Below are 26,249 nucleotides of genomic sequence, written 5' to 3' on the forward strand. Positions count from 1 at the left end.
TTGTTTTAGTTTATGGAGAAATCCGGTTTTATATGTTTTGTACATTTTTTGAAAAACATCACCGGAAGTGGGACATACTGTTAGAAAAAAGCACGGGTGTGATGGAAGCTATGAAAGTGACGAGTGAGGAAAAGGAACAGCTGAGCACAGCAATCGACCGAATGAATGAAGGACTGGACGCGTTTATCCAGCTGTATAATGAATCGGAAATTGATGAACCGCTTATTCAGCTTGATGATGATACAGCCGAGTTAATGAAGCAGGCCCGAGATAAGTACGGCCAGGAAAAGCTAAATGAGAAATTAAATACAATTATTAAACAGATTTTATCCATCTCAGTATCTGAAGAAGGAGAAAAAGAATGAAATCAAATCGGATATTTATTTCATGGCTCAGGTGGCCGTTATTTATCCGAATCGGGGTTATTATTTTATGTCTGATTCTTTTGTTCGGCCAAATCATTTATATACTTGAGCCTAAGCAGTTCACTTCGGTATTCGAAGGCATTTGGTGGGCTGTCGTTACGGTTTCTACAGTCGGTTATGGAGACTATGTGCCGCACACGCCGCTGGGACAGGCAGCCGGAATACTGCTGATTTTGAGCGGAGCAAGCTTTGTCACAGCGTATTTCGCTACGTTATCAGCGGCCGCATTCAGCAGACAGCATCGCTACATTGAAGGAAAAGTTGCTTACAAAGGCCGGGACCACATCATTCTGATCGGGTGGAATGAAAAAACAAACCGGCTTTTGAAGGACCTTCAGCTTGCCGCCCCTTCCAAAACAGTCGTACTAATCGATGAATCCTTAACAGAAGGCCCGCTTATTGAAAACGTTCATTTCATACGCGGGCACGCTGCCGATGATGGGACACTGAAACGGGCCAATATTACTGAAGCGGAATCAGTAATGATTACTGCCGATCAGTATAAAAGTGAAACTGATGCTGATATGCTGTCAGTGCTGACTCTTTTATCTGTTAAAGGGCTTAATCCCCTTGCTTACTGCATCGTCGAAATTTTGACTGATCGTTTTGTCACCAATGCGGAGCGGGCAGGCGCAAACCAAATCATCGGAACTTCAGAATTTATCAGCCGGGCGATGCTGCAGCATTACCAAGTCAAGTTACGGCCGTCTAAACAGCAGAACGGAATCAAGCTGACACTTGATCAGCATGTGGAGCTTCTTGCTGTTCCTGACGAACTAAAGGGAGCGGCTTACAAAACCTGTGTTCTCTATTTCCTTGATCACAACACAACAATTATAGGCGTACAAAAAAAGGAGGGACCGATGCTTTCCCCTCCTCTTACATACAAGGTGCTCGAAACAGACCAATTCCTTGCCATCTAGTGTAACAGAACATCCTCCAATTCTTTCACGAGAGAGGCGCCGATATCCAAAAATGCCGGATCAATTTCCGCGTCCCGCCTTTCCGGTTCGGAAAATTGATTAAACAGTGATTGGAAAGGCCCTCCCTCGGCGTGATCGTCAACATCCGCCTGAAACACCTGTCTCAGCATAAATGGCGTTCCGATCCGGACGGCCGCCCCTCGTTCATCGAGACTGCCCTGTACCGCATTGACGGGAATTCTTAAAAATAAATAGCCGTCTCTATCATCAATTTTATAATCAAAGTAGCCATGATCGTATTCCCAGCCGCCGTTTATCACATAACCGAGCGGCTTCATCACTTGTTCCAGTTCTTGAAGCAGAAAAGACTGCCCATCTATCGCGGAAGGTATTGGTATCATCAGAATGCCCCTTTTTTCACTTATCCTGTCCCGCCGAACAAGACTTCATTCAGAGCGCCTACATGGAAATCGTTGTTTCTTTCGCGCGGCCAACAGAAAAGAAAGCGCATTCAATTAAGAAGTAAACAGCCATTGCCGCTGCAAGCCATACAGCTGAATCCCAAGACACATAAACAACCGTTGCATAGAGTCCTAATTTAGTGAAAAGAGTATGGGTTCGTTTTAAATGCAAAATCCGATGTACCGCATCGGTAAAAAGGGCAAGCGGCAAACCAATGAGAAGAAAGGCGTGGATGAAAAAATGTGACAGCGTGCCGCCAAAGCTTGAAGAAAACTCTGTATACACGGCATCAAAGGAGATAAGGAAACTTAAAATAGCTGCAGAAAAACCGGCAATGATGAGATGTTTAACCAATTGTTTCATGAACATCAGCACCTTTCTGATTTTATAAAAAGCCGACCGGCAAATGCCAGTCAGCTTTCTCACATTAATCTTCCAGACGTTTTTCAAGCTCTGCTTTTTTCTCTTCAAAGCCAGGTTTGCCGAGTAACGCAAACATATTGACTTTATACGCTTCTACACCAGGCTGGTCAAACGGATTGACGCCAAGGAGGTAACCGCTCATCGCGCAGGCTTTTTCGAAGAAATATACAAGGTATCCAAAAGTATATGCATTCAGCTCAGGAATGTTAACGATTAAGTTCGGAACATTTCCGTCTGTATGGGCAAGCATTGTACCTTGGAATGCTTTTTTGTTAACGAAATCAACAGTTTTACCGGCTAAATAGTTCAAGCCGTCAAGATCGTTATCCGCTTCCTCAATTGTCAGTTCATGTTTAGGCTTCTCTACGTTCAGGACCGTTTCGAATAAATCTCTGCGGCCTTCTTGTACATACTGGCCTAAAGAATGAAGGTCTGTTGAATAGTTCGCTGAAGAAGGATAAATGCCCTTCTCATCTTTCCCTTCGCTTTCTCCGAACAGCTGCTTCCACCATTCCGCAAAGTATTGAAGCGCCGGTTCGTAGTTGATGAGCATTTCAATTGTTTTGCCCTTATTATAAAGGACATTGCGAACAACCGCATATTGGTATGCTGGGTTATCTTCCAGTTCAGATGTTGCAAAATCTTTGCTCGCATCCAGGGCGCCTTTCATCATGTCATCAATGTTGACGCCGCTGACAGCAATCGGCAAGAGACCTACAGCTGTTAAAACTGAATAACGGCCGCCGACATCGTCAGGAATAACGAATGATTCAAAGCCTTCTTCGTTAGAAAGCGTTTTTAATGCGCCGCGCTCTTTATCAGTTGTTGCATAAATCCGCGCTTTCGCTTCTTCTTTACCGTATTTCTCTTCAAGAAGCTTGCGGAAAATACGGAAAGCGATTGCAGGTTCAGTTGTCGTACCTGATTTAGAAATCACATTAATAGAGAAGTCAACATCTTCAAGAAGATCCATGACGTCTCTCATATAAGATGAACTGATGTTGTTTCCGATAAAAATGACTTGCGGATTGCCGCGTTTTGCTTTTGGCAAAGTGTTATAAAACGCGTGATTCAGCGCTTCAATCGCTGCCCGCGCTCCAAGATAAGAACCGCCAATGCCGACAACAAGCAAGACATCAGAGTCAGATTTGATTTTTTCCGCGCTTTTTTTGATGCGCGCGAATTCTTCTTTATCATAATGTTCAGGGAGGTCCACCCAGCCTAGAAAATCGCTGCCCGCGCCTGTTTTTTCATGGATATTATGATGTGCTGTTTTTACAAAGTCCCGCAGATATGTAAGTTCATGTTCGTTGAAGAAAGTCAACGCTTTTGAGTAGTCAAAGCGTACATGCGTCATTGCTTGTCCCTCCATAACGGTATAATGTTTTCATCTTTCACTTTATATGAACTTATCTGTGAAATCAAGTCAAGAAGAAAGGGCGGAATGACTGGATTCCGCCCTTTGGGTTTATAGAGACGCGCGAAGGATGGCAAGCACGTCATCTTTGTTCAATTTTTGGAAGTTGCCGAAGCCGCCGTGTTCCATTTCCTTGGCTGCGATATCAGCAATCAGCTCAAGCTTTTCTTCTCCAATATTGTAATCAGCAAGACGAGAAGGTGCACCGAGGCTTGTCCAGAACGCAGACAGTTTATCGATTCCTTCAAGCGCAATTTCTTTATCTGTTTTGCCTTCAGTATCAATGTCAAACATGTTGAGCATAAGGTTTTTAAAACGGCCTACATTTGTATCAAGCGTGTATCTCATCCAATTTGGGAACAGTATTGCCAAACCGCCCGCGTGCGGAATATCATATACAGCTGAAACAGCGTGTTCCATTGTATGAGAAGCCCAGTCACCGAAGTATCCCATTTGGAGCGTGCCGTTTAAAGCAATTGTACCAGCATACAAAATCGTTTCACGAAGTTCGTAGTTTTCCAGATCTTCAAGAAGCTTAGGAGCTGTTTCGATGACCGTCTGCAAAACAGCAAAGCACATTCTATCCTGAAGCGGCGTGTTTTCAACATTGTGGAAGTATTGTTCGAATACGTGGCTCATCATGTCAACCATGCCGTATACTGTTTGATTTTCTGGAACGGTGAACGTATTTTCAGGGTCTAAAATAGAGAAACGCGGATGAGTGACATTGCTGCCCCATACAAATTTCTCGTTTGTTTCCCAGTTTGTAATCACGGAATCAGGGTTCATTTCAGACCCTGTTGCAGCAAGAGTTAAAACAGTGCCAAACGGCAGCGCATCCTCCGCTGTTACTTTTTTGCTGAAAATATCCCAAGCGTCGCCATCGTATTTGACGCCAGCTGCGATTGCCTTTGTACAGTCAATCACACTGCCTCCGCCGACAGCAAGCAGAAAATCAATGTTATGCTCTCTGCAAAGTCCTATGCCTTTTTCCACTGTCGCAAGACGCGGGTTCGGCTCTACACCTGACAGCTCATGAACAACAGCGCCCTCTTCTTTTAAAATGCCTGTGACTTGATCATAAAGGCCGTTGCGTTTAATGCTGCCGCCCCCGTAAACAAGCAGTACATTCTTGCCGTATCGTTTGAATTCTTTTCTTAATTGTTCAAGCTGACCTTTTCCAAAAATCAGCTTTGTCGGATTATAATAAGTGAAATTTTCCATAGTAAAACCTCCAAATGATGCTGGTAAAAAACAGATTTTCCATTGTAACATAAGTTGACAAAAAAGAAAAAGGGAAGCAGCCAAACGGCTATTTCCCCTTTTTTTATAGAGATGCTTTCAAAATTGACAGCACATCTTCTTTGTTGAGTGATTTAAATTGGCCGAATGTACCGTTAGCCATTGCCTTGTCAGCAATTGTGTCAAGCTGCTCATCATTAATATCATAATCAGCAAGACGGTTCGGAGCGCCAAGGCTTGTCCAGAATGCGGACAGCTTATCGGTACCTTCAAGGGCAATTTCTTCATCCGTTTTACCTGCTTCTTCAACATCAAACACGCGAACTGCAAGCTGTTTCATGCGGGCAGGGTTTTCAGACAATGTGTGTCTCATCCAATTCGGGAACAGAATCGCCAGTCCGCCGGCATGCGGAATATCATAAACGGCTGATACTGCATGTTCAATATTATGAGTAGCCCAATCCCCTCTTGCCCCCATAGAAAGCATGCCGTTTAATGCGATTGTTCCTGTGTACAGGATCGTCTCACGCAATTCGTAATTTTCGAGATCATTGATCAGCTTAGGCGCTGTTTCAATGACTGTACGCAAAAGTGATTCACACATGCGGTCCTGATACGGCGTGTTTGATACATGATGGAAGTATTGTTCGAATACGTGGCTCATCATGTCAACCATCCCGTAGATCGTGTGGTTTTTAGGTACGGTGAATGTATTCACCGGATCAAGAATCGAAAATTTAGGGAATACGAGCGGGCTGCCCCAGCCGTATTTTTCTTTTGTTTCCCAGTTTGTAATAACAGATCCTGAGTTCATTTCTGAACCAGTTGCAGCGAGAGTCAATACCGTTCCGAATGGCAAAGCATCTTTTGGCTGATGCTTTTTCGTAACGATATCCCACGCATCACCATCATACTTCGCTCCTGCGGCAATCGCTTTTGTACAGTCGATTACGCTTCCGCCTCCGACAGCCAGCAAGAAATCAATGTTTTGTTCTTTACAGATGGCAACACCTTTATTAACAGTCGACACACGAGGATTCGGTTCCACACCTGCTAATTCATGCACGGTCGCCCCGGCTTTATTCAGCTGTTCAATCACTTGATCATACAGGCCGCTGCGTTTAATGCTGCCGCCTCCGTACACAAGCAATACGTTTTTTCCGTAAGGTTTGAGTTCCTCCGGAAGTCTTTCCACTTCGCCGCGCCCGAAAATTAATTTGGTCGGATTCCAGTATGTAAAGTTTTGCATGACATCTCCTCCTTAGATTTTTTATTATGCAGAATGTCCTCACCACATGTAAAGCAATCAGCTCTCACCGATCAGCATACCAGATGGTTTTATTTTGCAGGATGCTGGGAAAGAAGCTGATATAAGCGAGGGCAGGCCAGCTTCCCTCATATGGAGAATGCATGTATAGATTCTCCAATATGTCACAATCTATAACTGTTTTAATAATTCATGGAGGAGGTTGCAAAACATGAGTACCATTCAAAGAATTTGTCTTGTATTAACCATCATTGGCGCCATTAACTGGGGACTGATCGGATTTTTCCAATTTGACTTAGTAGCGGCTATCTTCGGCGGCCAAGGGTCAGCTCTTTCCCGAATCATTTACGGACTTGTCGGAATCGCCGGCTTAATCAACCTCGGTCTGCTATTTAAGCCAAACGAGGAAAGATCACGTGAAGAAGCAGCAAATCCTGAAATGCGATAGGATATCAATCACGCTGAAATAGGATTTTGCATGAAATCAAAAGCACCGAACATTCCTGTCCGGTGCTTTTTTTCATGCTTATTTTTTGATAAGGTCTTTGCGGTTGGACATTTCGATCCACTCTTCAAGCTTATCTTTTAATGTGTTGAAACCTTGTGGTGTAGAAGCTTCTTCGCTTACTTGAGCAGCTTTAGGTTTTCTTGGTTTGCTTTCTTTTTTCTCAGGCGCAGCTTGTGTCGCACGAATTGAAAGGCTGATTTTGCCTTTTTCTTCATCAACAGCAAGTACTTTTACTTGTACTTCGTCGCCAACTGAAAGGTGCTCGTTGATATCTTTTACGAAACCGTGAGTCACTTCAGAAATGTGTACTAAACCTTGAGTTTCTTCATCTAATGCAACAAACGCACCATACGCTTGTAATCCTGTAACTTTACCAGTGTAAACACTGCCCACTTCAAATTTTGCTGCCATTCATAACAACTCCTAAGTTAAATTAAATATCTGTTTATACGCAATTTAAAATTATATCACACATGTCTTATTTCCGCAAAGAAAACTTTTTTATAAAAAATCAGGTTTATGCACAGCAAAAAGGGGGTAAACTGAAAATACCAAAGGCTTTCTAGTATTCCCCCCTTTTATTGGATGCGAACAAAAGGTTCGTATCTTTTTTTATGTTGTTTTGTGCAGGAAGCGTTTCATTCTGACTAACGCTTCTTGAAGCTGTTCAATCGAGGTTGCGTATGAACAACGGATATATCCCTCACCGCTCGGACCAAACACACTTCCAGGAACAACTGCCACTTTTTCCTGCGTCAGTAGCTCCTCGGCAAACTGTTCTGAACTCATTCCCGTGCTTTTAATAGATGGAAAAGCATAGAAAGCGCCGCCCGGATGATGACAGCTGAGACCGATTTCATTGAGCGATTCTACAAACAGATTCCGTCTTCTTCGATAGCTTTTTTTCATTTTTTCTACGTCTTCCATGCCGTTCTTCAGGCCTTCAAGGGCGGCAAACTGCGCCATTGCGGGCGCGCACATCATCGCATACTGATGAATTTTAAGCATGGCATCCCGAAGCAAGGATGGTGCCGCGGCAAAACCGAGCCTCCAGCCCGTCATTGCAAATGCTTTTGAAAAGCCTGAGATGACTACCGTCCGTTCCTTCATTCCCGGTAATGCCGCTATACTTGTAAATTCCTCATCATATGTCAGCTCCGCGTAGATCTCGTCGGCTAAGACGATGACATCATGTTTTTTGGCAAACTCAGCAATCTCATTCAGCTCTTCCTTCGAATAAACCGAACCTGTCGGATTCGATGGTGAGCAGATGAGAATGGCCTTTGTTTTTTCAGTGACTGCCGCTTCAAAATCAGCAGCCGTTGCTTTAAATCCTTTGTCTGCCGTTGTATGAACGTGAACCGGGATACCGCCTGCCAAAGAAACAAGCGCATCATACGCCACAAAACACGGCTCAGGAATGATGACTTCCTCACCTGGATTCACAATGGCGCGGATCGCAATATCCAAAGCCTGACTTGCCCCCACTGTCACAATCAGCTCATTATCTGGCGAGTAGCTAAGATCAAACCTGTTGCTCAAATAACGGCTGATTTCCTCCCGCAATGAGTATAAACCCGCATTGGCCGTGTATGACGTATATCCTTGTTCAAGAGAGAGAATGCTTGCTTCGCGGACATTCCACGCGGTAACAAAATCAGGCTCGCCGACGCCTAAAGAAATGACGCCTTCCATCGTTGCCGCCAAATCAAAGAATTTGCGGATGCCGGATGGTTTTATTTGTTGTACATAGTCTGATAAATACGAAGTCATTTACGGTGACACCACGATTCTTTTGTCGTCGTCTCCTGTTTCAAACACTTTGCCGTCATGCTTGTATTTTTTCAGGATAAAATGGGTTGTCGTAGATACAACTGAATCAAGCGTTGACAGTTTATCCGAAACAAAACGCGCTACGTCAGACATCGAATTGCCGCGAATCACGACAGACAAATCGTATACGCCTGACATCAGGTAAACTGATTCAACCTCTTGGAATCGGTAAATCCGTTCCGCCACTTCATCAAAACCGACGCCCCGCTTCGGCGTTACTTTGACGTCAATCATGGCCGTAACGCCCTCATGTCCGTCGACTTTTCGCCAGTCAATCATAGCGGAATAATCGATAATAACCTTTTCTTTCTCCAGTTTGTCAATAATTGTTTTCACTTCATTTACAGGGATGCCCGCCATCTTTGCGATTGTTTCTAAATCGGCGCGGCTGTTTTCGTCTAAAATTTCTAATATTTCTGTTTCTTTTTCTGTCAATTTCATTTGATTCACACCTTTGCAATGTCAAGAAATCTCATGACATTATATCACGTTTTTTGACGAATGCTAAGAAAAAACGAGGAGAAACTTCCGCTAGAATTGACAATTTCAGGGCATAATACAACCATCAAAAAAAGGGAGTGACACAGAATGGAGGCGGTTTCACCAATAAGGCGGTTTACGGTCGATGGAGTCAATGTATACTACGAACATTATCAAAATCCCGGCAGGCAAACGCTGGTCTGCGTACACGGTTTTTTATCATCTGCATTCAGCTTCAGAAAAGTAATTCCTCTCCTTCGGGACAAGTACGACATCATCGCGCTTGATTTGCCTCCTTTCGGCCAATCTGAAAAATCAAGAACGTTTATCTATACCTATCAAAACCTTGCTAAGCTTGTCATTGGGATTTTGGAGCACTTGCAAGTGAAACAGGCTGTGCTTGTCGGGCATTCTATGGGCGGGCAGATATCGCTGTCTGCTGCTCTCCAAAAACCTGAGCTTTTTTCAAAGGTTGTGCTGCTTTGCAGTTCAGGGTATTTAAAACGTTCACACCCGACGATCATTTTCGGGACCCATATCCCGTATTTTCATCTTTACATCAAACGCTGGCTCTCGAAAGAAGGCGTGATGAAAAATTTATTAAATGTGGTGCATGACAAATCGCTGATTGATGAGGAGATGATCGACGGCTATGGCAGACCGTTTCAGGACGAGCAGATTTTCAAAGCCATGACAAGGTTTATCCGCCACAGAGAAGGAGATTTAGAACCCGAGCAATTGAAGAAAATGAACAAGCCTGCTCTATTGATTTGGGGCGAGGAGGATCGAATTGTCCCAATGGAGATCGGTAAACGGCTGCACGCAGATTTGCCTAATTCCGTGCTGTACTCACTTGGCCAGACCGGACATCTGGTGCCTGAAGAACGGCCTGAACTTATTTCTGAACACATTGCTGATTTTATCAATTAAAAAAACCGGTGCTGAACCGGTTTTTTAAGGCGTGCAGGAGCTGCTGTTTTTAATGAATAAAAGCTGGCCTGCCACTTCCCGGCAGCTGGCGATCGGCAGCGTTTGTTCAAAAGAAGTTTCAAATATATGCTGAATGCTTTTCGCCAGCACGTCGGGATCGTCTTCATCATAGACTGCCTGCACGACATCAACAGCCTCCGTTTCGTAAAACTCTTCTCCATATTTAAACGGGTCCCATTTGGCAATGATCTTAATCATTTCCCTGACCGCTTGACTTTCTTCCATATTCATCACCGCTTATAATAAAATTTGCAGTTCTATCTTATCATAGTGAAGCTTAGAAGAATAAACATACATGAGGGGGTAACAGAATGAACTTTGATAAACGAGAAGAACGCCTTGGCACCCAATCGGTCAAATGGGATAAAACAGGCGAATTATTTGGCGTGACAGACGCCCTCCCGATGTGGGTGGCAGATATGGATTTTCGCGCCCCGGAAGCGATAACTGAAGCGTTAAAAGAGCGTCTTGACCACGGTATTTTTGGTTATACAACTCCAGATCAAAAAACGAAGGATGCTGTGTGCGGATGGATGCAAAACAGGCACGGCTGGAAGGTAAATCCGGAAAGCATCACATTCAGCCCCGGCGTTGTAACAGCTTTGAGCATGGCGGTACAAGCTTTTACGGAGCCGGGCGATCAAGTAGTTGTTCAGCCTCCAGTTTATACGCCTTTTTACCATATGGTGGAGAAAAACGGCCGGCACATTTTACATAATCCGCTGCTAGAAAAAGATGGCGCTTATGCAATGGATTTTGAAGATTTGGAGACGAAGCTTAGTGACCCAAGCGTTACATTGTTTATTTTATGCAATCCTCATAACCCTTCTGGGCGTTCATGGGGCCGGGAAGATTTACTGAAGCTAGGCGAATTGTGCCTTGAGCATGGCGTCACAGTTGTATCGGATGAAATCCATTCCGATTTAATGCTGTACGGACATAAACACACGCCGTTCGCTTCGCTCTCTGACGATTTCGCTGATATTTCCGTAACATGTGCTGCTCCAAGCAAAACATTTAATATCGCCGGATTGCAGGCTTCAGCAATCATTATTCCGGATCGCCTGAAGCGCGCCAAGTTTTCCGCAAGCCTTCAGCGCAATGGTTTAGGCGGACTGAACGCGTTTGCCGTCACTGCAATCGAAGCCGCGTATTCAAAAGGCGGACCGTGGCTTGATGAATTGATCACTTACATTGAGAAAAACATGAACGAAGCGGAAGCCTTTTTGAGCAACGAGCTGCCAAAGGTCAAAATGATGAAGCCGGATGCATCATACTTGATTTGGCTCGACTTCAGCGCTTACGGCTTGTCCGATGCAGAGCTTCAGCAAAGAATGCTAAAAAAAGGAAAAGTTATTTTAGAGCCCGGGACGAAATACGGGCCTGGCGGAGAAGGATTTATGCGCCTGAACGCGGGATGCTCTCTTGCAACCCTGCAGGACGGCCTGCGCCGCATCAAAGCCGCATTATCGTAAATATAGCTGTAAACGCCTTTACGTCTTCATTTGTAAAGGCGTTCTTAATAAAGGAATTTTATATTTTACTTCTAATATTTAGTGTTATAATAGATTCATATTTTATACGAAAGGATTTCACACGAATGGAAATTCTAAAAGACTATCTTCTGCACATCTGCTTTATTTTGTTTCCTATTCTTCTTTACCAAGTGTTTTGGCTTGGAAAACCTGCGATTCTTGTGCCAAAAATAAACAGCGGTTTGGTCACGCTCTTCGCCTGCGTCGCCTCCGTTTTATGCATTATTTTCCCGATTCATGAAATGGACTACATACAATACGGCCTTCAGATGATTCCCGTTATCATTTGTTTATTTTACATTAGTACCGCTTCCGGACTTACAGTCGCCGCATCTGTCCTATGTTTTGAACTGCTTTTTTACGAACCTTCCGCAATGTTTGTTTTCACTTTGCTGCCTTTTCTTATCATTATCCCAATCTTATTTCAGAAAAAATGGCCATTCATGTCCAAAGCGAAAAAACTGCTGCTGTCTTTATTGATCAGCTGCGTGGAGATTTTCCTATTTTTCGCCTCAAGCTGGATTCTTTCCGCCTTGAATATTTTAAATTTTCAAAAATCAGGAATTTTCGTTTGCGAGGCGGCAGTCTCAGGGCTTTTCCGCTCCATTGTTCTTCTATTAAGCATCTATATTATCGAAAGCATCGCCGAAAATATCGCCCTGCGCTCACAGCTTATCCATTCTGAAAAAATGACGATTGTGAGTGAACTGGCAGCGAGTGTCGCCCATGAGGTCAGGAATCCGCTGACAGTTGTCCGCGGGTTTGTCCAGCTGCTTTTTAATGATGAAACCCTACAAAACAAGTCGAGTGCAGATTACAAAAAGCTTGTACTGTCAGAGCTTGACCGGGCGCAAGGCATTATTACAAACTATCTCGATATGGCCAAACAGCAATTATACGAAAAAGAGGTTTTTGACCTATCAGCCCTTATCAAAGAGACAAGCTCCCTTATGGTGTCGTACGCCAATTACAAGTCAGTAACCGTCGAGGCTGAAACAGAACCGGACCTTTTGATATACGGAGACGCAACAAAGCTGAAGCAGGCTGTCATCAACCTGATGAAAAACAGTATTGAAGCGGTTCCTCACGGGAAGGGTGTGATCCACATATCAGCCAAAAGAAACGGCCATACGATCATGATTAACATCACAGACAATGGGGTCGGAATGACAGACCATCAAATGCAAAAACTCGGCGAACCTTATTATTCCTTAAAAACGAACGGAACGGGACTCGGCCTCACCGTAACCTTTTCCATTATTGAACATCATCACGGGACCATTTCATTTAACAGCAGCTTCCAAAAAGGCACTACGGTGACCATTAAGCTTCCCGCTGATCTTCCTCACTAGCAAATCGATTGGAACTTTAATAGAATGAATGCGAGGTGATGACAGATGAGCACGTTTGAGACAGGCTCTATCGTTAAAGGATTTTACAAAACAGGTGTATACATAGGAGAAATCACGGCTTGCAGGCCGCAGCACTATTTAGTGAAAGTGAAAGCGGTTCTTACCCATCCCTCTCAAGGAGACCTTCATCATCCAAAACAGGCGGATGTGCCATTTTTTCATGAGAGAAAAGCGCTCGCATATGGTGAACAGACCAATATCCCCCACCATATGGTGAAGCCTTATGACGGTGAAGTGCCGGATTATACTGAATCTCTGCGGGAGGCGACAGTACAGCTGAGAGCCAAATTGAATGAGGATGGTTCGGAGTGGGCAAAGCGCTCCCTTCATAATCTGGACATTTTAGAAAAAGAATATTTTAACCGGCCATAACCCAGTCTGACAAAAGATTGGGTTTTTCACGTCGCGCGCTTGAACAGTTCGGTTAAATCGATTCTTTCGCCGATTGTGGGCGGTTTCGGCTTTTCGAGATACTGCTTATCCTGCTCAACAAGCTTAAAAAGTTTATATGCTGTGAGAGCATCATCAAGCGCTTTATGATGGGTGCCGGTTCCGGAATCTCCATACTCTTCGGCAGCTTTCCATAAACCCGTCAATGTCCGGTCTCCAAAAAAGTTTTTGTATTCAAGCGATAAATCTCTCATTTCTCCCTTAAACGGGAAAGGGATATGGTTAAACATACAGTTTTGCTTCAGCACTTTCATATCCATGTTTCCCCACGTAATAATTGTGCTGTTTTTCTCAGGATCCAGCTCGTTTAGTTTACGGATGAAATCCTCGAATCTCATTCCTTCGTCTACCTGTTTTTGGGTTATTTTTAAAAATGATTTGCAGCGTTTCGTAAGCTTCGGGAACTTTTTCGGTCTAACATAGCTAGAAAACGTCTCAACCACTTCATCATCAATCGACTTTACAATTCCGGCTTCAATGATTTCCGGGAAGAAGTTTTGAGGACTGTACTTTCCATCAGGCATTGTAAATTCGAAATCAATAATGAGTAAGCTGTTTGTCGTCACCTTTTTACACCTGCCTTTCCTCCGATCAGAAAATGCTATCTTTATAGTATATCAATTCCCCTTCTCGACATTTCTTCATTTTCTAAAAATAATGAATTTTCCCAGCCGCTTCGTTTCTTTTAAATTATGAATCGTTTCTTTATAATTAGTAAGGAACCCGAAATAATAAGAAGGTGATGTTATTTCTATCCGTAAGAAAAACTTTGTCATTGTGTGGCTGGCGAACTTTTTTGTCTCCGCTAGCACAACGATGATCGTTCCTTTTCTCTCCTTATACATTGAGACGCTCAGCTCTTTTTCAAACGGCTTTGTGCAAAGGTGGAGCGGCTATGTGTTCGGCATTACATTTCTCATGGCGTTTTTGGTATCCCCGTTTTGGGGACGGTTCGGAGACAAACGCGGATACAAGAAAATCCTTATGGCAACCGGAACGGGCATTGCCCTCAGCATTTTCTTCATGGGCTTTGTTACATCGGTGTACCAATTGTTTTTTCTGCGTATGGCAATGGGTCTTGTAACCGGATTCATTCCGACTTCTCTTGCGATGATTTCGGCACAGACTCCGAAGAGCTCAGCCGGCAAAACACTTGGCACGCTGCAAATGGGGCAAGTGTCCGGAAGCTTGTTCGGCCCGCTTTTGGGAGGCATGCTTGCTGATCGTTTCGGCTTTACGTATACCTTTTTTATCACATCCTTTGTGATTTTCTCGTCTGTTCTTCTCGTGTTATTTGGTGTCAAAGAAAAGCCTCTTGCAGAGAAAACAGCCAAACGTACGTCTTACTCGAGAAAAGAAGTGCTCTCCTATATTTTTCACCATCCGGCGCTGTGGGTCATGATGCTGTTAACCATGCTGATTCAAACAGGCAATTTCAGTATCCAGCCTCTGCTCGCTTTATATGTAAATGAGCTGCACGGACCTGTCAATCTTGCCTTTTTCTCCGGCATGGCATTTTCAGCAACGGGGCTCGGAAGTTTGCTGCTGGCTAGAAAATGGGGTGATCTGGGCGACCGCTACGGCCACCGCCGCATTTTAATCGGACTTTTGATCGCCGCCTCTTTCTTTTTTATTCCGCAGGCGCTCGCGTCCTCACTCAGCGTGCTCCTTGTTTTCAGATTTTTATTCGGAATGGCGATGGGCGGTTTGCTGCCATGCATTACGGCAGCGATCCGCGTTCAGGCTCCCGGCAGCATTCAAGGTGAAGTTCTCGGCTACAATGTCAGCTTTCGCTTTTTAGGCAACGTGCTCGGGCCTCTGCTGGGCGGAATCATATCGAGCCATTTTACCATTTCGGCCACCTTTTACGTCACGGCGTTTCTCTTTTTCGCCGGCGCCTGCATGCTTTGGATCATGCAGAAACTTCGGAAAGATTCTTATGCCAAAGCAAGCTGATTCCGAGAAAAAACTGAGGAATCTTCTAAATTTAACCTTCTCGTAATCTCAAAAGAATGGTACGATATGGCTAGAATTTAGGAGAAAAGAGAGTGACCATGTTACGAAAAATAATCGGATGGATTTTGCTCCTTTGCATAATCCCATTGTTTGCATTTACAGTTATCGCTTCCGGAAAAGAAGTAAAACAAATGAAGTCCCTGGATCAGGTGCTTGATAAAAATATTGATCTGAAAGATATCAGCCTTGTTCAGAACAGCTACATGTATGACAGGGACGGCTCCCTTGTCTCGGAAATCGTTAGCGACCACGAAAACCGTGTGCTCGTTCCATTTAACAAGATTCCCGAGGAAGTCAAACAGATTTTCTTAACATCTGAGGACCGCCATTTTTACGAGCATAAAGGCTTTGACTTTATGGGAATGGTGCGGGCTACTGCTTCTAACGTAAAAGACAAGAAAATTGACCAGGGTGCCAGCACCATCACACAGCAGCTTTCAAGAAACTTGTATTTGAGCCACGAACGCTCCTTCAGCCGCAAGCTGACAGAGCTCGCGTATTCCTATCAGCTAGAGAAAAAATATACGAAAAATGAAATTCTTGAAGCTTACTTAAATACCATTTATTTCAACAACGGTGTTTACGGCGTCGGTTCAGCAGCTCAATTCTATTTCAGCAAACCGCTGAAATCTCTCACAGTGGGAGAAATGGCTTTTATCTGTGCTATACCTAATAACCCTACATTATATGATCCTCTCAAGCATTTTGACTACACGAAAAGCCGTCAAGAACGTTTGCTTAAAGGGCTAAAAGATGCCGGGGTCATTACGGACAAAGAGCTGAAAAAAGCCGTAAAACAAAAAATCAAACTGGATGTTGAAAAAAGAGAAGACAAATATCCTGACTACGTTTCCTACGTCAATGAAGAATTCACTCAGCTGGTGTCTGAATCAGAAGGCTTTGATAAACGCCTTCAAAAAGCATCAGGAAAACAAAAAGAAAAGATCGAGAACGAGCTGTCCGCAAGAGTCAGCACGCTGATGAAAGACGGTGTGAAAATTTATACTGCACTTGATCCGTACATGCAAAATCAAGTTGTGGCACAAATGAATTCCAAGCTCCCGTATACGGACGTACAGGGCGGAGCGGCTGTGATTAATCACCAGACGCATCAAATCATCGCTCTATCCGGCGGGAAAAACTATCAAAAATATGACTTTAACCGCGCCTACCAGGCGTACAGGCAGCCGGGTTCATCCATTAAGCCGCTTCTTGATTACGGCCCTTATATTGAACAGACCGGCGCGACAACAAGCAGCACCATTGATGCCAGCAAGTTTTGCAGCAAAGACTACTGTCCGCAAAACTACAATAACCGCACTTACGGCACAGTGACGCTTGATACGGCGTTTAAAAATTCATATAATACCCCAGCTATTAGAATGCTCGACCGCGTCGGCATCCAAAAGGCATTCAGTTATATTGAGCCGTATCATTTTGCCAAACTTGTCGACAGTGACTATCTTCTTCCGGCGGCGCTTGGCGGATTTACAAACGGCATGACGCCTCTTGAGATGACAAAGGCTTATACGACATTCGGAAACAGCGGAAGCTATACGCCGAGCCATGCGATTACAAAGGTGACAGACCTTAAAGGAAAAACGCTTTATAAATGGAATGATAAAGCGACTCAAATATTCAGCGTCCGCACGAACATGCAGCTGAAAAAACTGATGTCTTCCGTTGTGAAAAGCGGAACAGGGAAAAAAGCATATTTCAATGCGCCTTACATCGGCGGTAAAACCGGAACATCAAATGATTATCACGATATGTGGTTTGTCGGCCTGACTGATACGTATACAATGGGTGTCTGGGTCGGAAAGGATACACCGACCAGCGTTGAATATCTTCACAGCATCAGCCCTCAGCTTTCCATCTGGAAAGGAACGCTGCAAGCGGCTTATTAAAGGATCGGAGGGGATATGGGGTGACTTCAGAACAAATTCCAAATCGCGTTTTGCTGTTTGACGGTGTCTGCAATTTATGCAATGGCGCCGTGCAGTTTATCATTAAACGTGATCCGGACGGATTGATTTCTTTCACATCGCTGCAGTCGGAAACAGGACAGAGCCTGCTGAAAAAAAGCGGGCTTCCGACTGATCGGTTTGACAGCTTTGTCTTTATTGAAGACGGCCAAGTGTACACAAAGTCAACTGCAGCCATTAAGGTTTTCAGGCATCTGCAAGGCCCATGGCGGCTCTTCGTCCTGTTTTTCGCAGTGCCGAAGCCTGTCAGAGATATGGTCTATTCTTTCATTGCCAACAACCGCTATAAGTGGTTTGGCCAAAAAAATGAATGTATGATCCCCTCCCCTTCTATTAAAAAAAGATTTTTACCGTAAATAAAAAATGGCTAGGAAGCTAGCCATCACAGATTGTTGACAAAATCCTAAAACGGCTTCGTTTTAGGATTTTGTCATCTTTTCAGCATGATTGAAAACTTTTGAAGTCGATGAAGAGCGAGCATTGGATGTGAAACGGCGGAAACCTGAGAATCTAGCCGCCGTTTTATTGCGTATAGAGCACGAAGCGCAAATCTGACCACCAAACGCTGAAATGGCTAGCTTACACAGGTAAGCTAGCCATTATGCTATTATAAAGCTTGATAAATATGAACAGAATACCGATAACAAAGGTAAACCAAAACAGCAGTTCCAATAGAATGAACCCGACTAATGACATGAGAGAAAGCGTCGAATAAATCCGGTATACGGTAAACACAAAGTAAGCGAGCGTGACAACCGCAAACCAGATCACAATCCAAATGACATTTTGCAAGAGCACAAAGGATAAAATCCCGCCGCCCAAATAAATCATGGAACCCATTCTGAGTTTTTTCAGGTTGTTCCCTTCCGGATCATTAGCAAAAAACAGCAATGACAGCTCGGTCACGGTATTTGCAATCAATTTCAGAGCGGACAGAACCATAAAATATAAAAGTGCAAAGGCAGCAAATAACGCAAGCCTGATTCCTTTCTCTGAAAAATAATCGAGCATTCCATCATACATTCCAAATGAAGACAGCATCTTCAACGCATAAAGTGAAGTTGAGATGGATAAGGACGAACTAAAAAGCAGGATCGCAATCAGCGGAAAATATCCTGTCAAATAAGTATTTTTCATATAAAAAAGTCCCTTTCTATAATCTACCTCATTTATTATGGAGGACTTAAAACACATTGACAAGATAAATTATTCCATTTTTTCTCCTTTTTACGAATTACGGTCCCAAATCTTCACAAAGCAGCATTTTGAGAGTAAAGTAGTACGCAGGAATCATAAAACGTAAGGAAGTTTTATATGAAAAAAACATTAAAACTGCAAACCAGACTCACCATATTTGTTTGTATCGTTGTATTAATCGCATTGCTCATTACGTTTTTTACAGTCGGTGCCCAAACCACCAAACGAATTAGAGATCAGGAAAAGGCCACTGCGCTGCAGACTGCTGAAATGGTAGCTGAGGCGCCGATGACAGCCGCTGCTTTAGAAAACGGAAAAAAACAAAAGGAACTGCAGAGCTACACAAAGCGGGTTCAGAAAATCACCGGCACGGAATTTGTTGTCGTCATGGATATGAACGGTATCCGCAAAACTCATCCTGACCCGAGCAAAATCGGGAAAAAATTCAGGGGCGGTGATGAGTCCGAGGTATTAAAAGGGCATGTCCATATCAGCACAGCCTCTGGCACGCTCGGGAAATCGCAGAGAGCGTTCGTCCCTGTCTACGCGGAGAATGGAAAACAGGTCGGTGCAGTCGCGGTCGGCATCACCGTAAATGAAATTGATGAAGTGATCAGCCATAGCTTACGGCCGCTTTACTTTATTATTTGCGTCAGCATCTTCGTCGGTGTGATCGGAGCCGTTATCGTCGCCCGTACAGTGAAAAATATCATGTACGGACTTGAACCTTATGAAATTGCGACTCTGCTTGAAGAACGGAGCGCGATGCTGGAATCGACGAAGGAAGGAATACTCGCTGTCGATGAACATGGCAAAATTAAACTTGCCAACGCGGAAGCAAAACGCCTATTCGTCAAAATGGGCATCAACACAAATCCCATTGATCAGGATGTAGATGACATCTTGCCGAAAAGCCGCTTGAAAAAGGTCATTGAGACAAAAAAACCTCTTCAAGACAGAGACGTCCGCATTAACGGGCTGGAGCTTGTGTTTAATGAAGTTCCTATCCAGCTGAAAGGACAAACTGTCGGAGCGATTGCAACATTCCGCGACAAGACCGAGGTAAAACATTTAGCTGAACAGCTTTCCGGTGTTAAAATGTATGCAAACGCACTGAGAGCGCAGTCTCATGAATTTATGAACAAACTGCATGTGATATTAGGTCTCGTCCAGCTGAAAGAGTATGATGATCTTGGAGATTATATTAAAGATATAGCCATACAGCAAAAATCAGAAACAAGTGAAATTATAAATGATGTCAAAAGCTCCGTACTGGCCGGTTTTCTGCTTGGAAAGCAAAGCTTTATACGTGAACAGGGCGCAAATCTTGATATTGAATGCAACGGTGTCATCCCGAACGCGGCAGACCCTTCTGTCATCCATGAACTTATTACAATCATCGGAAATCTCATCAACAATGGCTTAGACGCCGTTGCCGATATGCCGAAAAAACAAATCACCATGTCCATGCGCTTCCATAACAGCATACTTGATATTGAAATTACCGATACTGGAGCAGGCATGTCTGAAGAAGACCAAGCCAAAGTATTTGAACAAGGCTATTCAACAAAGGGCAAAAACCGGGGATTCGGCCTTTATTTCACACAGCAAAGCATCGAAAATTTAAAAGGCCAAATGATCCTCACAAGCGAAAAGAATGAAGGAACGACATTCAGTATTCGCATCCCGTACGAACCGAAGGAGGAAAATCATGATTAATGTACTAATAGTTGAAGATGACCCCATGGTGGGTGAATTAAATAAACGATACTTAAGCCAAATAGATGGCTTTCAGCTGAAAGGCATCGCTTCTTCCTTTCAAAGCGCTCTGCATATTTTAGGCGAGCATCATATCGACCTCATTTTGCTTGATATTTATATGCCGGGAAAAAACGGGCTGGAACTGCTGACGGAATTGAGAGCCCAAAATGAAGCGGTTGACGTGATTGTCATCTCAGCGGCCAGCGAGCTTGACGTGATCAAGAAAACACTTCGGTACGGAGCTGTTGATTATTTAATCAAACCGTTTGAATTTGAACGTTTCCAAACGGCTTTGTCTGATTACAGACGAAAACAAAAGGTGTATTCAACCCATCGCAACATGAGCCAAAAAGAACTGGACGCCGAGCTTTTTCAAAAGAAAGAAGCAACAGAAAAAGTGCAGCTTCCTAAAGGCCTGACAAAAAGCACGCTGAAGCTGATCTGGTCCAGTATCCAGTCATTTGAAAATGAATCTTTTACGACAGAAGACTTGGCAAAGCACACAGAAATCTCTCAAGTATCCATACGAAAATACTTAAAGTTTCTTGAAGATATACAGGTTCTGAATGTAGAAATGGCGTACGGAACGATCGGAAGACCTGTGTTTCAGTACAACGTCAACAACAGTAACCTTAACGGAATAAAGCAATATCTATAAGAAAACGCACTGCTTGTTTTGAGCAGTGCGTTTTTCTGTCATATCTCTTGCCAAGATGCTTGATTCTATTGTTGAAAAGTTATACAAGAATAACAAAGGGCCTTTCAACATTTTTAAGCAAACAATTCTAAAAATAGATACTTTTTAAAAAATTATGCGAAATTCTATTTATTTCTTATTAGTTAAATGATAAATTATGATTGGTAAGTTGATCCCGAAAAACTAAGTCATAAGTCTTACTTCAGAAAACGATGTCACGGTTTTCCGCCCGGAACGCCTTCCACATCCTTCTCTTCCCCGCCTTTCGAAGGAAATACTCACACCACGCTTATTCAGGGAAGAATAGAACTGTCTCAGCGCATTCCATTTGTTATTATCAGAAAATTTTATCGATTCTAAGAAATTGTTCAGGACAGCCCATCACATGACTGGCCGGATCAGCTTTGAACCAAATTTTTCTGGGGGGTTATATCTTGAATAAACGAAAAATCGGATTGGCGATGTCACTTGTGATCGCAGCAGGCACCATATTAGGAGCATGCGGAAACAGCGAAAAAAGCAGCGGCTCCGGCGAAGGCAAAAACAAATTCAGTGTGGCGATGGTTACTGACGTAGGCGGAGTGGATGACAAATCCTTCAACCAATCAGCCTGGGAAGGCATTCAAGCCTTTGGGAAAGAGAATGGGCTGAAAAAAGGCAAAAACGGTTACGACTATCTTCAATCCAAATCAGATGCAGACTATACAACGAACTTAAATAAATTGGCACGTGAGAATTTTGACTTAATTTACGGCGTCGGCTACTTAATGGAGGATTCAATCAGCGAAATTGCTGACCAGCGCAAAAATACAAACTTTGCGATTATAGATGCTGTTGTCGATAAAGACAACGTCGCAAGTATTACGTTTAAAGAGCAGGAAGGCTCATTTCTCGTCGGAGTGGCCGCAGCCCTATCAAGCAAATCAGGAAAAATCGGCTTTGTAGGCGGCATGGAATCAGAGTTAATCAAAAAATTCGAGGTCGGCTTCCGTGCCGGCGTGCAAGCAGTTAACCCTAAAGCCGTTGTAGAAGTGAAATACGCAGGAGGTTTCGATAAAGCCGATGTCGGCAAAGCAACCGCCGAAAGCATGTATAAATCAGGCGTAGATGTTATTTATCACTCTGCGGGCGCCACTGGCACAGGCGTCTTTACTGAAGCGAAAAACCTGAAGAAAGAAGATCCAAAACGCGATGTCTGGGTCATCGGTGTCGATAAAGACCAATACGCAGAAGGCCAGGTAGAAGGAACAGATGATAACGTCACCCTCACTTCCATGGTGAAAAAAGTAGATACAGTCGTTGAAGATGTAACGAAAAAAGCGAGTGACGGAAAGTTCCCGGGCGGCGAAACACTTACCTACGGGCTTGATCAAGACGGAGTCGGCATTTCTCCATCTAAACAAAATCTATCGGATGATGTGATCAAAGCGGTCGATAAATGGAAGAAAAAAATCATCGACGGATTGGAAGTCCCGGCAACTGAGAAAGAGCTGAAAACCTTCAAAGCTAAATAAGAATCGCAGGGATAAGGAGGTCGAGCCCTTATCCCTTGTTTTTCTTTTATTTTGAAATAAAGGAGCGGTCAATCAATGGAATATGTCATTGAAATGCTCAATATCCGCAAGGCGTTTCCAGGTATCGTCGCCAATGACAATATCAATCTTCAAGTCAAAAAAGGCGAAATACACGCGTTGCTCGGTGAAAACGGAGCGGGGAAATCAACATTGATGAATGTCCTTTTCGGGCTGTATCAGCCGGAGCGGGGTGAAATTCGGGTGCGCGGCGAGAAGGTGCACATCAACAGCCCGAACAAAGCGAATGACCTTGGAATTGGAATGGTGCACCAGCACTTTATGCTTGTTGACACCTTCACAGTTGCTGAAAATATTATTCTCGGGAAGGAGCCAAAGAAGTTTGGCAGAATTGACCGGAAGCGTGCTGGCCAAGAGGTGCAGGACATTTCCGATCGATACGGCCTGCAGATCCATCCTGAAGCAAAAGCAGCTGACATATCAGTCGGTATGCAGCAGCGCGCAGAAATATTAAAAACCCTCTACCGCGGTGCCGACATTCTGATTTTTGATGAACCGACGGCTGTTTTGACGCCTCATGAAATTAAGGAACTGATGCAAATTATGAAGAACCTGGTCAAAGAAGGGAAGTCCATCATCTTAATCACCCATAAGCTGAAAGAGATTATGGAGATTTGTGACCGCGTTACGGTTATCCGTAAAGGAAAAGGCATCAAAACCCTTGATGTCCGTGATACAAACCAAGACGAACTCGCCAGTCTAATGGTCGGCCGTGAGGTATCGTTCAAAACCGAAAAGAGAGCTGCTCAGCCGGGAGCGGAAGTGCTTGCGATTGACGGCATAACTGTAAAGGATACCCGCGGAATAGAGACAGTCAGAGATTTATCTCTTTCTGTCAAAGCGGGAGAAATAGTCGGCATAGCAGGCGTCGACGGAAACGGGCAATCAGAGCTGATCGAAGCGGTGACAGGACTCCGCAAAACAGATTCAGGAACAATCACCTTAAACGGAAAACAGATCCAAACCCTGACGCCAAGAAAAATCACTGAATCCGGGATCGGGCATATTCCTCAGGATCGCCATAAACACGGTCTCGTCCTTGATTTTCCAATCGGAGAGAATATCCTGCTGCAAAGCTATTACAAAAAGCCGTACTCAGCATTGGGCGTTTTACATAAAGGCGAAATGTACAAAAAAGCACGCAGCCTGATCACTGAGTACGATGTCAGAACGCCGGATGAATATACACACGCTCGGGCATTGTCAGGCGGAAACCAGCAAAAAGCGATTATCGGGCGGGAAGTAGACAGAAATCCTGATTTATTAATTGCCGCCCAGCCGACTCGCGGCCTTGATGTCGGAGCGATTGAATTTGTCCATAAAAAGCTCATTGAGCAGCGTGATGCCGGGAAAGCCGTTCTTCTCCTCTCGTTTGAGCTTGAAGAAATTATGAATCTCAGTGACAGAATCGCCGTTATTTTTGAAGGACGCATTATCGCCAGCGTTAATCCGCAGGACACCACTGAACAGGAGCTTGGTCTCTTGATGGCAGGAAGCACGCAAAAGGAAGCGGGGAAAGCAAATGGTTAAACGACTCTCTCATTTACTCGTGCCGCTCATCGCAATCATCCTTGGTCTTGCGGCCGGCGCGTTGATTATGCTTGTGAGCGGCTACAGTATGGCCAGCGGATATTCGGCTTTGTGGAATGGGATATTCGGAGAAATCTATTATGTCGGAGAAACCATCCGGCAAATTACGCCTTATATTTTATCCGGATTGGCTGTCGCCTTTGCATTCCGAACCGGACTCTTTAATATCGGCGTCGAGGGCCAGCTGCTCGTCGGCTGGACAGCAGCGGTTTGGGTCGGTACGGCGTTTGACGGACCGGCATATATTCACTTGCCGCTCGCATTGATTACAGCGGCAGCTGCAGGAGGATTATGGGGGGTTATTCCCGGCATTTTGAAAGCGCGATTTTACGTTCATGAAGTCATTGTCACCATTATGATGAATTATATCGCGCTGCACATGACCAATTACATCATTTCAAACGTCTTGACAGATCATCAGGACAAGACGGGGAAAATTCACGAATCCGCCTCCCTCCGCTCTCCTTTTCTTGAACAGCTCACCGATTACTCACGGCTGCATTTGGGAATCATCGTTGCCCTTCTCGCAGCAGTTATCATGTGGTTTATCATCAACAAAACTACAAAAGGATTTGAGCTCCGGGCGGTCGGATTTAACCAGCACGCTTCCCAGTATGCCGGCATGAGCGTGCGGAAGAATATCATGACCTCCATGCTTATCTCCGGCGCTTTCGCAGGCCTTGCCGGAGCCATGGAGGGCCTAGGAACATTCGAATACGCAGCAGTGAAAGGCGCATTTACCGGCGTAGGCTTTGACGGTATCGCTGTCGCTCTTCTTGGGGGAAACACAGCCGTCGGCGTTGTACTGGCAGCATGCCTGCTTGGCGGGCTGAAAATCGGCGCATTAAATATGCCGATTGAATCAGGCGTTCCATCAGAGGTCGTTGATATTGTGATTGCCATTATTATTCTGTTTGTGGCTTCAAGCTATGCGATTCGTTTCGTCATGGGCAAATTGAAGAAAAAGGGGGCGAACTAAGTGGACATTGTGCAGATTTTATCTATCATTGTCCCTGCCACACTCGTCTATGCAGCCCCGCTTATTTTAACTGCTCTCGGCGGCGTGTTTTCCGAGAGATCAGGTGTGGTGAATATCGGCTTAGAAGGCCTCATGATTATCGGGGCGTTCACCAGCGTGTTATTTAATTTATTTTTTGGTCCGGAATTAGGTGCCGCCGCACCTTGGCTTTCGCTCCTTGCCGCCATGGCAGCAGGCGCCCTGTTTTCACTGATTCACGCGGCAGCAGCGATTTCGTTTCGCGCCGACCAGACAGTCAGCGGTGTCGCCATTAACATGCTGGCGCTTGGGGCAACTTTATTTATCGTCAAACTGATCTACGGCAAAGCGCAGACAGACAAAATCCCAGAGCCTTTTTATAAGACGAAAATCCCCGGTTTGGGCGATATTCCCGTCTTGGGAAAGATCTTCTTTTCGGATGTCTATTATACGTCTATTCTTGCAATAGCACTTGCCTTTATTTCCTGGTTTATCTTGTTCAAAACGCCGTTCGGCCTTCGTATCCGTTCTGTCGGAGAGCATCCGATGGCGGCCGATACGATGGGAATCAACGTATATAAAATGCGCTACATCGGCGTGATGGTCAGCGGATTGTTCGGCGGTCTCGGCGGCGGCGTATATGCCTCTACAATTGCGCTTGATTTCACGCACTCTACCATCTCCGGGCAAGGCTTTATCGCCCTGGCAGCGCTTGTATTCGGAAAATGGCATCCGATCGGAGCACTGGGGGCCGCCCTGTTTTTCGGATTCGCCCAAAGCTTAAGCATCATTGGATCGCTGCTCCCTCTTTTTAAAGACATACCAAATGTGTATATGCTGATGGCTCCTTATGTCTTAACGATTCTCGCTTTAACCGGCTTTATCGGGCGGGCAGATGCGCCAAAAGCCAATGGCGTGCCTTATATTAAAGGAAAAAGATAAAACATTCTCCCCTGGGAAGACGATTCTCAGGGATTTTTTTCTAATCCAAAAGGCCCCCTTAATTTAATTGTTTATTAGTTTTTTAACTTAAAAAAATATGAAGTG

The 26,249-nt window shown here is 44.4% G+C and carries 28 protein-coding genes; 16 read left to right on the forward strand and 12 right to left on the reverse strand.

The window, feature by feature from the left end; all coding sequences use genetic code 11:
- The first annotated feature begins 32 nt into the window (after nt 1-32).
- Both mstX and kbfO read left to right on the forward strand, forming a co-directional pair.
- A complete protein-coding gene (gene mstX / locus FB592_RS00200; RefSeq protein ID WP_021480479.1) occupies nt 33-365 on the forward strand; it encodes a biofilm formation protein MstX in 333 nt (110 codons plus the stop codon).
- The gene (gene kbfO / locus FB592_RS00205; protein ID WP_003228881.1) at nt 362-1,348 is read left to right on the forward strand and encodes a potassium channel protein KbfO; all 987 of its coding nucleotides are present in this window, start codon (nt 362-364) and stop codon (nt 1,346-1,348) included. Before mstX ends, kbfO begins: the two co-directional genes overlap by 4 nt.
- On the opposite strand, the gene FB592_RS00210 is transcribed toward kbfO, so the two are convergent.
- The 5 genes from FB592_RS00210 to FB592_RS00230 all read right to left on the reverse strand — a co-directional run bounded on the left by FB592_RS00210 (nt 1,345) and on the right by FB592_RS00230 (nt 6,141).
- A complete protein-coding gene (locus tag FB592_RS00210; protein ID WP_003228878.1) occupies nt 1,345-1,749 on the reverse strand; it encodes a YugN-like family protein in 405 nt (134 codons plus the stop codon). The two genes, kbfO and FB592_RS00210, sit on opposite strands and share 4 nt — an antisense overlap.
- A 58-nt stretch (nt 1,750-1,807) precedes the next feature.
- Entirely contained in the window at nt 1,808-2,179 is a 372-nt protein-coding gene (locus tag FB592_RS00215; protein ID WP_015251349.1) for a hypothetical protein, read from the reverse strand.
- Between the two features lie 58 nt (nt 2,180-2,237).
- Nucleotides 2,238-3,590 carry a glucose-6-phosphate isomerase gene (locus tag FB592_RS00220; RefSeq protein ID WP_003243401.1) on the reverse strand — a complete coding sequence of 451 codons (1,353 nt, stop codon included), beginning with the start codon at nt 3,588-3,590 and terminating at the stop codon, nt 2,238-2,240.
- Between the two features lie 111 nt (nt 3,591-3,701).
- Nucleotides 3,702-4,874 carry an iron-containing alcohol dehydrogenase gene (locus FB592_RS00225; RefSeq protein WP_032726782.1) on the reverse strand — a complete coding sequence of 391 codons (1,173 nt, stop codon included), beginning with the start codon at nt 4,872-4,874 and terminating at the stop codon, nt 3,702-3,704.
- Between the two features lie 103 nt (nt 4,875-4,977).
- Nucleotides 4,978-6,141: an iron-containing alcohol dehydrogenase gene (locus tag FB592_RS00230; RefSeq protein WP_141949151.1), complete on the reverse strand. Its 1,164-nt coding sequence runs from the start codon at nt 6,139-6,141 to the stop codon at nt 4,978-4,980.
- A gap of 229 nt (nt 6,142-6,370) precedes the next feature.
- Between FB592_RS00230 and FB592_RS00235 the strand changes: the two genes are divergently transcribed.
- Nucleotides 6,371-6,607: a DUF378 domain-containing protein gene (locus tag FB592_RS00235; RefSeq protein WP_003220771.1), complete on the forward strand. Its 237-nt coding sequence runs from the start codon at nt 6,371-6,373 to the stop codon at nt 6,605-6,607.
- A gap of 78 nt (nt 6,608-6,685) precedes the next feature.
- On the opposite strand, the gene yugI is transcribed toward FB592_RS00235, so the two are convergent.
- The 3 genes from yugI to FB592_RS00250 form a co-directional block, all read right to left on the reverse strand.
- Entirely contained in the window at nt 6,686-7,078 is a 393-nt protein-coding gene (gene yugI / locus FB592_RS00240) for a S1 domain-containing post-transcriptional regulator GSP13 (protein ID WP_003228864.1), read from the reverse strand.
- Between the two features lie 201 nt (nt 7,079-7,279).
- Nucleotides 7,280-8,440 (reverse strand): aminotransferase, encoded by a 1,161-nt coding sequence (locus FB592_RS00245; protein ID WP_003228862.1) that lies wholly within the window; start codon nt 8,438-8,440, stop codon nt 7,280-7,282.
- Entirely contained in the window at nt 8,441-8,941 is a 501-nt protein-coding gene (locus tag FB592_RS00250) for an Lrp/AsnC family transcriptional regulator (protein WP_009968070.1), read from the reverse strand. It abuts the gene before it with no gap.
- Nucleotides 8,942-9,088: 147 nt separating this feature from the next.
- On the opposite strand from FB592_RS00250, the gene FB592_RS00255 reads away from it, so the two are divergent.
- Entirely contained in the window at nt 9,089-9,910 is an 822-nt protein-coding gene (locus FB592_RS00255) for an alpha/beta fold hydrolase (protein ID WP_103804304.1), read from the forward strand.
- Nucleotides 9,911-9,934: 24 nt separating this feature from the next.
- Here the strand turns inward: FB592_RS00255 and FB592_RS00260 are convergent, their stop codons facing one another.
- Nucleotides 9,935-10,195 (reverse strand): YugE family protein, encoded by a 261-nt coding sequence (locus tag FB592_RS00260; RefSeq protein WP_070547695.1) that lies wholly within the window; start codon nt 10,193-10,195, stop codon nt 9,935-9,937.
- Nucleotides 10,196-10,281: 86 nt separating this feature from the next.
- Between FB592_RS00260 and patB the strand changes: the two genes are divergently transcribed.
- The 3 genes from patB to kapB all read left to right on the forward strand — a co-directional run bounded on the left by patB (nt 10,282) and on the right by kapB (nt 13,289).
- A complete protein-coding gene (patB, locus tag FB592_RS00265; protein ID WP_103804306.1) occupies nt 10,282-11,445 on the forward strand; it encodes a cystathionine beta-lyase PatB in 1,164 nt (387 codons plus the stop codon).
- Nucleotides 11,446-11,570: 125 nt separating this feature from the next.
- A complete protein-coding gene (gene kinB, locus FB592_RS00270; protein WP_103804308.1) occupies nt 11,571-12,857 on the forward strand; it encodes a sporulation sensor histidine kinase KinB in 1,287 nt (428 codons plus the stop codon).
- Between the two features lie 45 nt (nt 12,858-12,902).
- A complete protein-coding gene (kapB, locus tag FB592_RS00275) occupies nt 12,903-13,289 on the forward strand; it encodes a kinase-associated lipoprotein KapB (RefSeq protein WP_141949152.1) in 387 nt (128 codons plus the stop codon).
- 26 nt (nt 13,290-13,315) lie between these two features.
- On the opposite strand, the gene kapD is transcribed toward kapB, so the two are convergent.
- Both kapD and FB592_RS20995 read right to left on the reverse strand, forming a co-directional pair.
- Entirely contained in the window at nt 13,316-13,933 is a 618-nt protein-coding gene (gene kapD, locus FB592_RS00280; RefSeq protein ID WP_014480688.1) for a 3'-5' exonuclease KapD, read from the reverse strand.
- Nucleotides 13,934-14,008: 75 nt separating this feature from the next.
- Entirely contained in the window at nt 14,009-14,212 is a 204-nt protein-coding gene (locus tag FB592_RS20995) for a hypothetical protein (RefSeq protein ID WP_003243502.1), read from the reverse strand.
- On the opposite strand from FB592_RS20995, the gene FB592_RS00290 reads away from it, so the two are divergent.
- The 3 genes from FB592_RS00290 to FB592_RS00300 all read left to right on the forward strand — a co-directional run bounded on the left by FB592_RS00290 (nt 14,115) and on the right by FB592_RS00300 (nt 17,724).
- Nucleotides 14,115-15,323, forward strand: coding sequence for a multidrug efflux MFS transporter (locus FB592_RS00290; RefSeq protein WP_221626016.1), 1,209 nt, complete (start codon nt 14,115-14,117; stop codon nt 15,321-15,323). The genes FB592_RS20995 and FB592_RS00290 overlap by 98 nt on opposite strands.
- Before the next feature lie 92 nt (nt 15,324-15,415).
- A complete protein-coding gene (locus FB592_RS00295) occupies nt 15,416-17,290 on the forward strand; it encodes a transglycosylase domain-containing protein (protein WP_141949153.1) in 1,875 nt (624 codons plus the stop codon).
- A gap of 20 nt (nt 17,291-17,310) precedes the next feature.
- Nucleotides 17,311-17,724 carry a thiol-disulfide oxidoreductase DCC family protein gene (locus tag FB592_RS00300; protein ID WP_141949154.1) on the forward strand — a complete coding sequence of 138 codons (414 nt, stop codon included), beginning with the start codon at nt 17,311-17,313 and terminating at the stop codon, nt 17,722-17,724.
- Nucleotides 17,725-17,947: 223 nt separating this feature from the next.
- Here FB592_RS00300 and FB592_RS00305 read toward each other — a convergent pair whose 3' ends face one another.
- Entirely contained in the window at nt 17,948-18,505 is a 558-nt protein-coding gene (locus FB592_RS00305) for a YufK family protein (RefSeq protein WP_003228837.1), read from the reverse strand.
- Between the two features lie 177 nt (nt 18,506-18,682).
- On the opposite strand from FB592_RS00305, the gene maeL reads away from it, so the two are divergent.
- The 6 genes from maeL to nupQ all read left to right on the forward strand — a co-directional run bounded on the left by maeL (nt 18,683) and on the right by nupQ (nt 26,144).
- Nucleotides 18,683-20,284, forward strand: a complete 1,602-nt coding sequence (maeL, locus tag FB592_RS00310; RefSeq protein ID WP_021480489.1) for a two-component system sensor histidine kinase MaeL — start codon at nt 18,683-18,685, stop codon at nt 20,282-20,284.
- On the forward strand, nt 20,277-20,984 hold the full coding sequence (gene maeM, locus FB592_RS00315; protein ID WP_014477821.1) for a two-component system response regulator MaeM: 708 nt from the start codon (nt 20,277-20,279) through the stop codon (nt 20,982-20,984). Before maeL ends, maeM begins: the two co-directional genes overlap by 8 nt.
- Before the next feature lie 473 nt (nt 20,985-21,457).
- Entirely contained in the window at nt 21,458-22,537 is a 1,080-nt protein-coding gene (gene nupN / locus FB592_RS00320) for a guanosine ABC transporter substrate-binding protein NupN (protein ID WP_021480490.1), read from the forward strand.
- Between the two features lie 75 nt (nt 22,538-22,612).
- Nucleotides 22,613-24,145, forward strand: coding sequence for a guanosine ABC transporter ATP-binding protein NupO (gene nupO, locus FB592_RS00325; RefSeq protein WP_141949155.1), 1,533 nt, complete (start codon nt 22,613-22,615; stop codon nt 24,143-24,145).
- A complete protein-coding gene (gene nupP, locus FB592_RS00330) occupies nt 24,138-25,184 on the forward strand; it encodes a guanosine ABC transporter permease NupP (RefSeq protein WP_070547700.1) in 1,047 nt (348 codons plus the stop codon). Before nupO ends, nupP begins: the two co-directional genes overlap by 8 nt.
- A complete protein-coding gene (nupQ, locus tag FB592_RS00335) occupies nt 25,185-26,144 on the forward strand; it encodes a guanosine ABC transporter permease NupQ (RefSeq protein ID WP_070547701.1) in 960 nt (319 codons plus the stop codon).
- Nucleotides 26,145-26,249 lie beyond the last annotated feature (105 nt).

This window comes from Bacillus sp. SJZ110 (assembly GCF_006715455.1).
Lineage (GTDB): Bacteria > Bacillota > Bacilli > Bacillales > Bacillaceae > Bacillus > Bacillus subtilis.

Excerpts from the sequence above, each read along its gene's own strand:
- mstX (WP_021480479.1), top strand. The coding sequence starts at position 33 with ATGTTTTGTACATTTTTTGAAAAACATCACCGGAAGTGGGACATACTG.
- maeL (WP_021480489.1), top strand. The coding sequence starts at position 18,683 with ATGAAAAAAACATTAAAACTGCAAACCAGACTCACCATATTTGTTTGT.
- FB592_RS00230 (WP_141949151.1), bottom strand. The coding sequence starts at position 6,141 with ATGCAAAACTTTACATACTGGAATCCGACCAAATTAATTTTCGGGCGC.
- FB592_RS00250 (WP_009968070.1), bottom strand. The coding sequence starts at position 8,941 with ATGAAATTGACAGAAAAAGAAACAGAAATATTAGAAATTTTAGACGAA.
- kbfO (WP_003228881.1), top strand. The coding sequence starts at position 362 with ATGAAATCAAATCGGATATTTATTTCATGGCTCAGGTGGCCGTTATTT.
- FB592_RS00210 (WP_003228878.1), bottom strand. The coding sequence starts at position 1,749 with ATGATACCAATACCTTCCGCGATAGATGGGCAGTCTTTTCTGCTTCAA.
- FB592_RS20995 (WP_003243502.1), bottom strand. The coding sequence starts at position 14,212 with ATGTATAAGGAGAGAAAAGGAACGATCATCGTTGTGCTAGCGGAGACA.
- FB592_RS00260 (WP_070547695.1), bottom strand. The coding sequence starts at position 10,195 with ATGGAAGAAAGTCAAGCGGTCAGGGAAATGATTAAGATCATTGCCAAA.
- kapB (WP_141949152.1), top strand. The coding sequence starts at position 12,903 with ATGAGCACGTTTGAGACAGGCTCTATCGTTAAAGGATTTTACAAAACA.
- FB592_RS00305 (WP_003228837.1), bottom strand. The coding sequence starts at position 18,505 with ATGAAAAATACTTATTTGACAGGATATTTTCCGCTGATTGCGATCCTG.
- FB592_RS00235 (WP_003220771.1), top strand. The coding sequence starts at position 6,371 with ATGAGTACCATTCAAAGAATTTGTCTTGTATTAACCATCATTGGCGCC.
- nupO (WP_141949155.1), top strand. The coding sequence starts at position 22,613 with ATGGAATATGTCATTGAAATGCTCAATATCCGCAAGGCGTTTCCAGGT.
- nupP (WP_070547700.1), top strand. The coding sequence starts at position 24,138 with ATGGTTAAACGACTCTCTCATTTACTCGTGCCGCTCATCGCAATCATC.
- yugI (WP_003228864.1), bottom strand. The coding sequence starts at position 7,078 with ATGGCAGCAAAATTTGAAGTGGGCAGTGTTTACACTGGTAAAGTTACA.
- maeM (WP_014477821.1), top strand. The coding sequence starts at position 20,277 with ATGATTAATGTACTAATAGTTGAAGATGACCCCATGGTGGGTGAATTA.
- FB592_RS00255 (WP_103804304.1), top strand. The coding sequence starts at position 9,089 with ATGGAGGCGGTTTCACCAATAAGGCGGTTTACGGTCGATGGAGTCAAT.
- kinB (WP_103804308.1), top strand. The coding sequence starts at position 11,571 with ATGGAAATTCTAAAAGACTATCTTCTGCACATCTGCTTTATTTTGTTT.
- FB592_RS00220 (WP_003243401.1), bottom strand. The coding sequence starts at position 3,590 with ATGACGCATGTACGCTTTGACTACTCAAAAGCGTTGACTTTCTTCAAC.
- FB592_RS00245 (WP_003228862.1), bottom strand. The coding sequence starts at position 8,440 with ATGACTTCGTATTTATCAGACTATGTACAACAAATAAAACCATCCGGC.
- patB (WP_103804306.1), top strand. The coding sequence starts at position 10,282 with ATGAACTTTGATAAACGAGAAGAACGCCTTGGCACCCAATCGGTCAAA.
- FB592_RS00215 (WP_015251349.1), bottom strand. The coding sequence starts at position 2,179 with ATGTTCATGAAACAATTGGTTAAACATCTCATCATTGCCGGTTTTTCT.
- FB592_RS00225 (WP_032726782.1), bottom strand. The coding sequence starts at position 4,874 with ATGGAAAATTTCACTTATTATAATCCGACAAAGCTGATTTTTGGAAAA.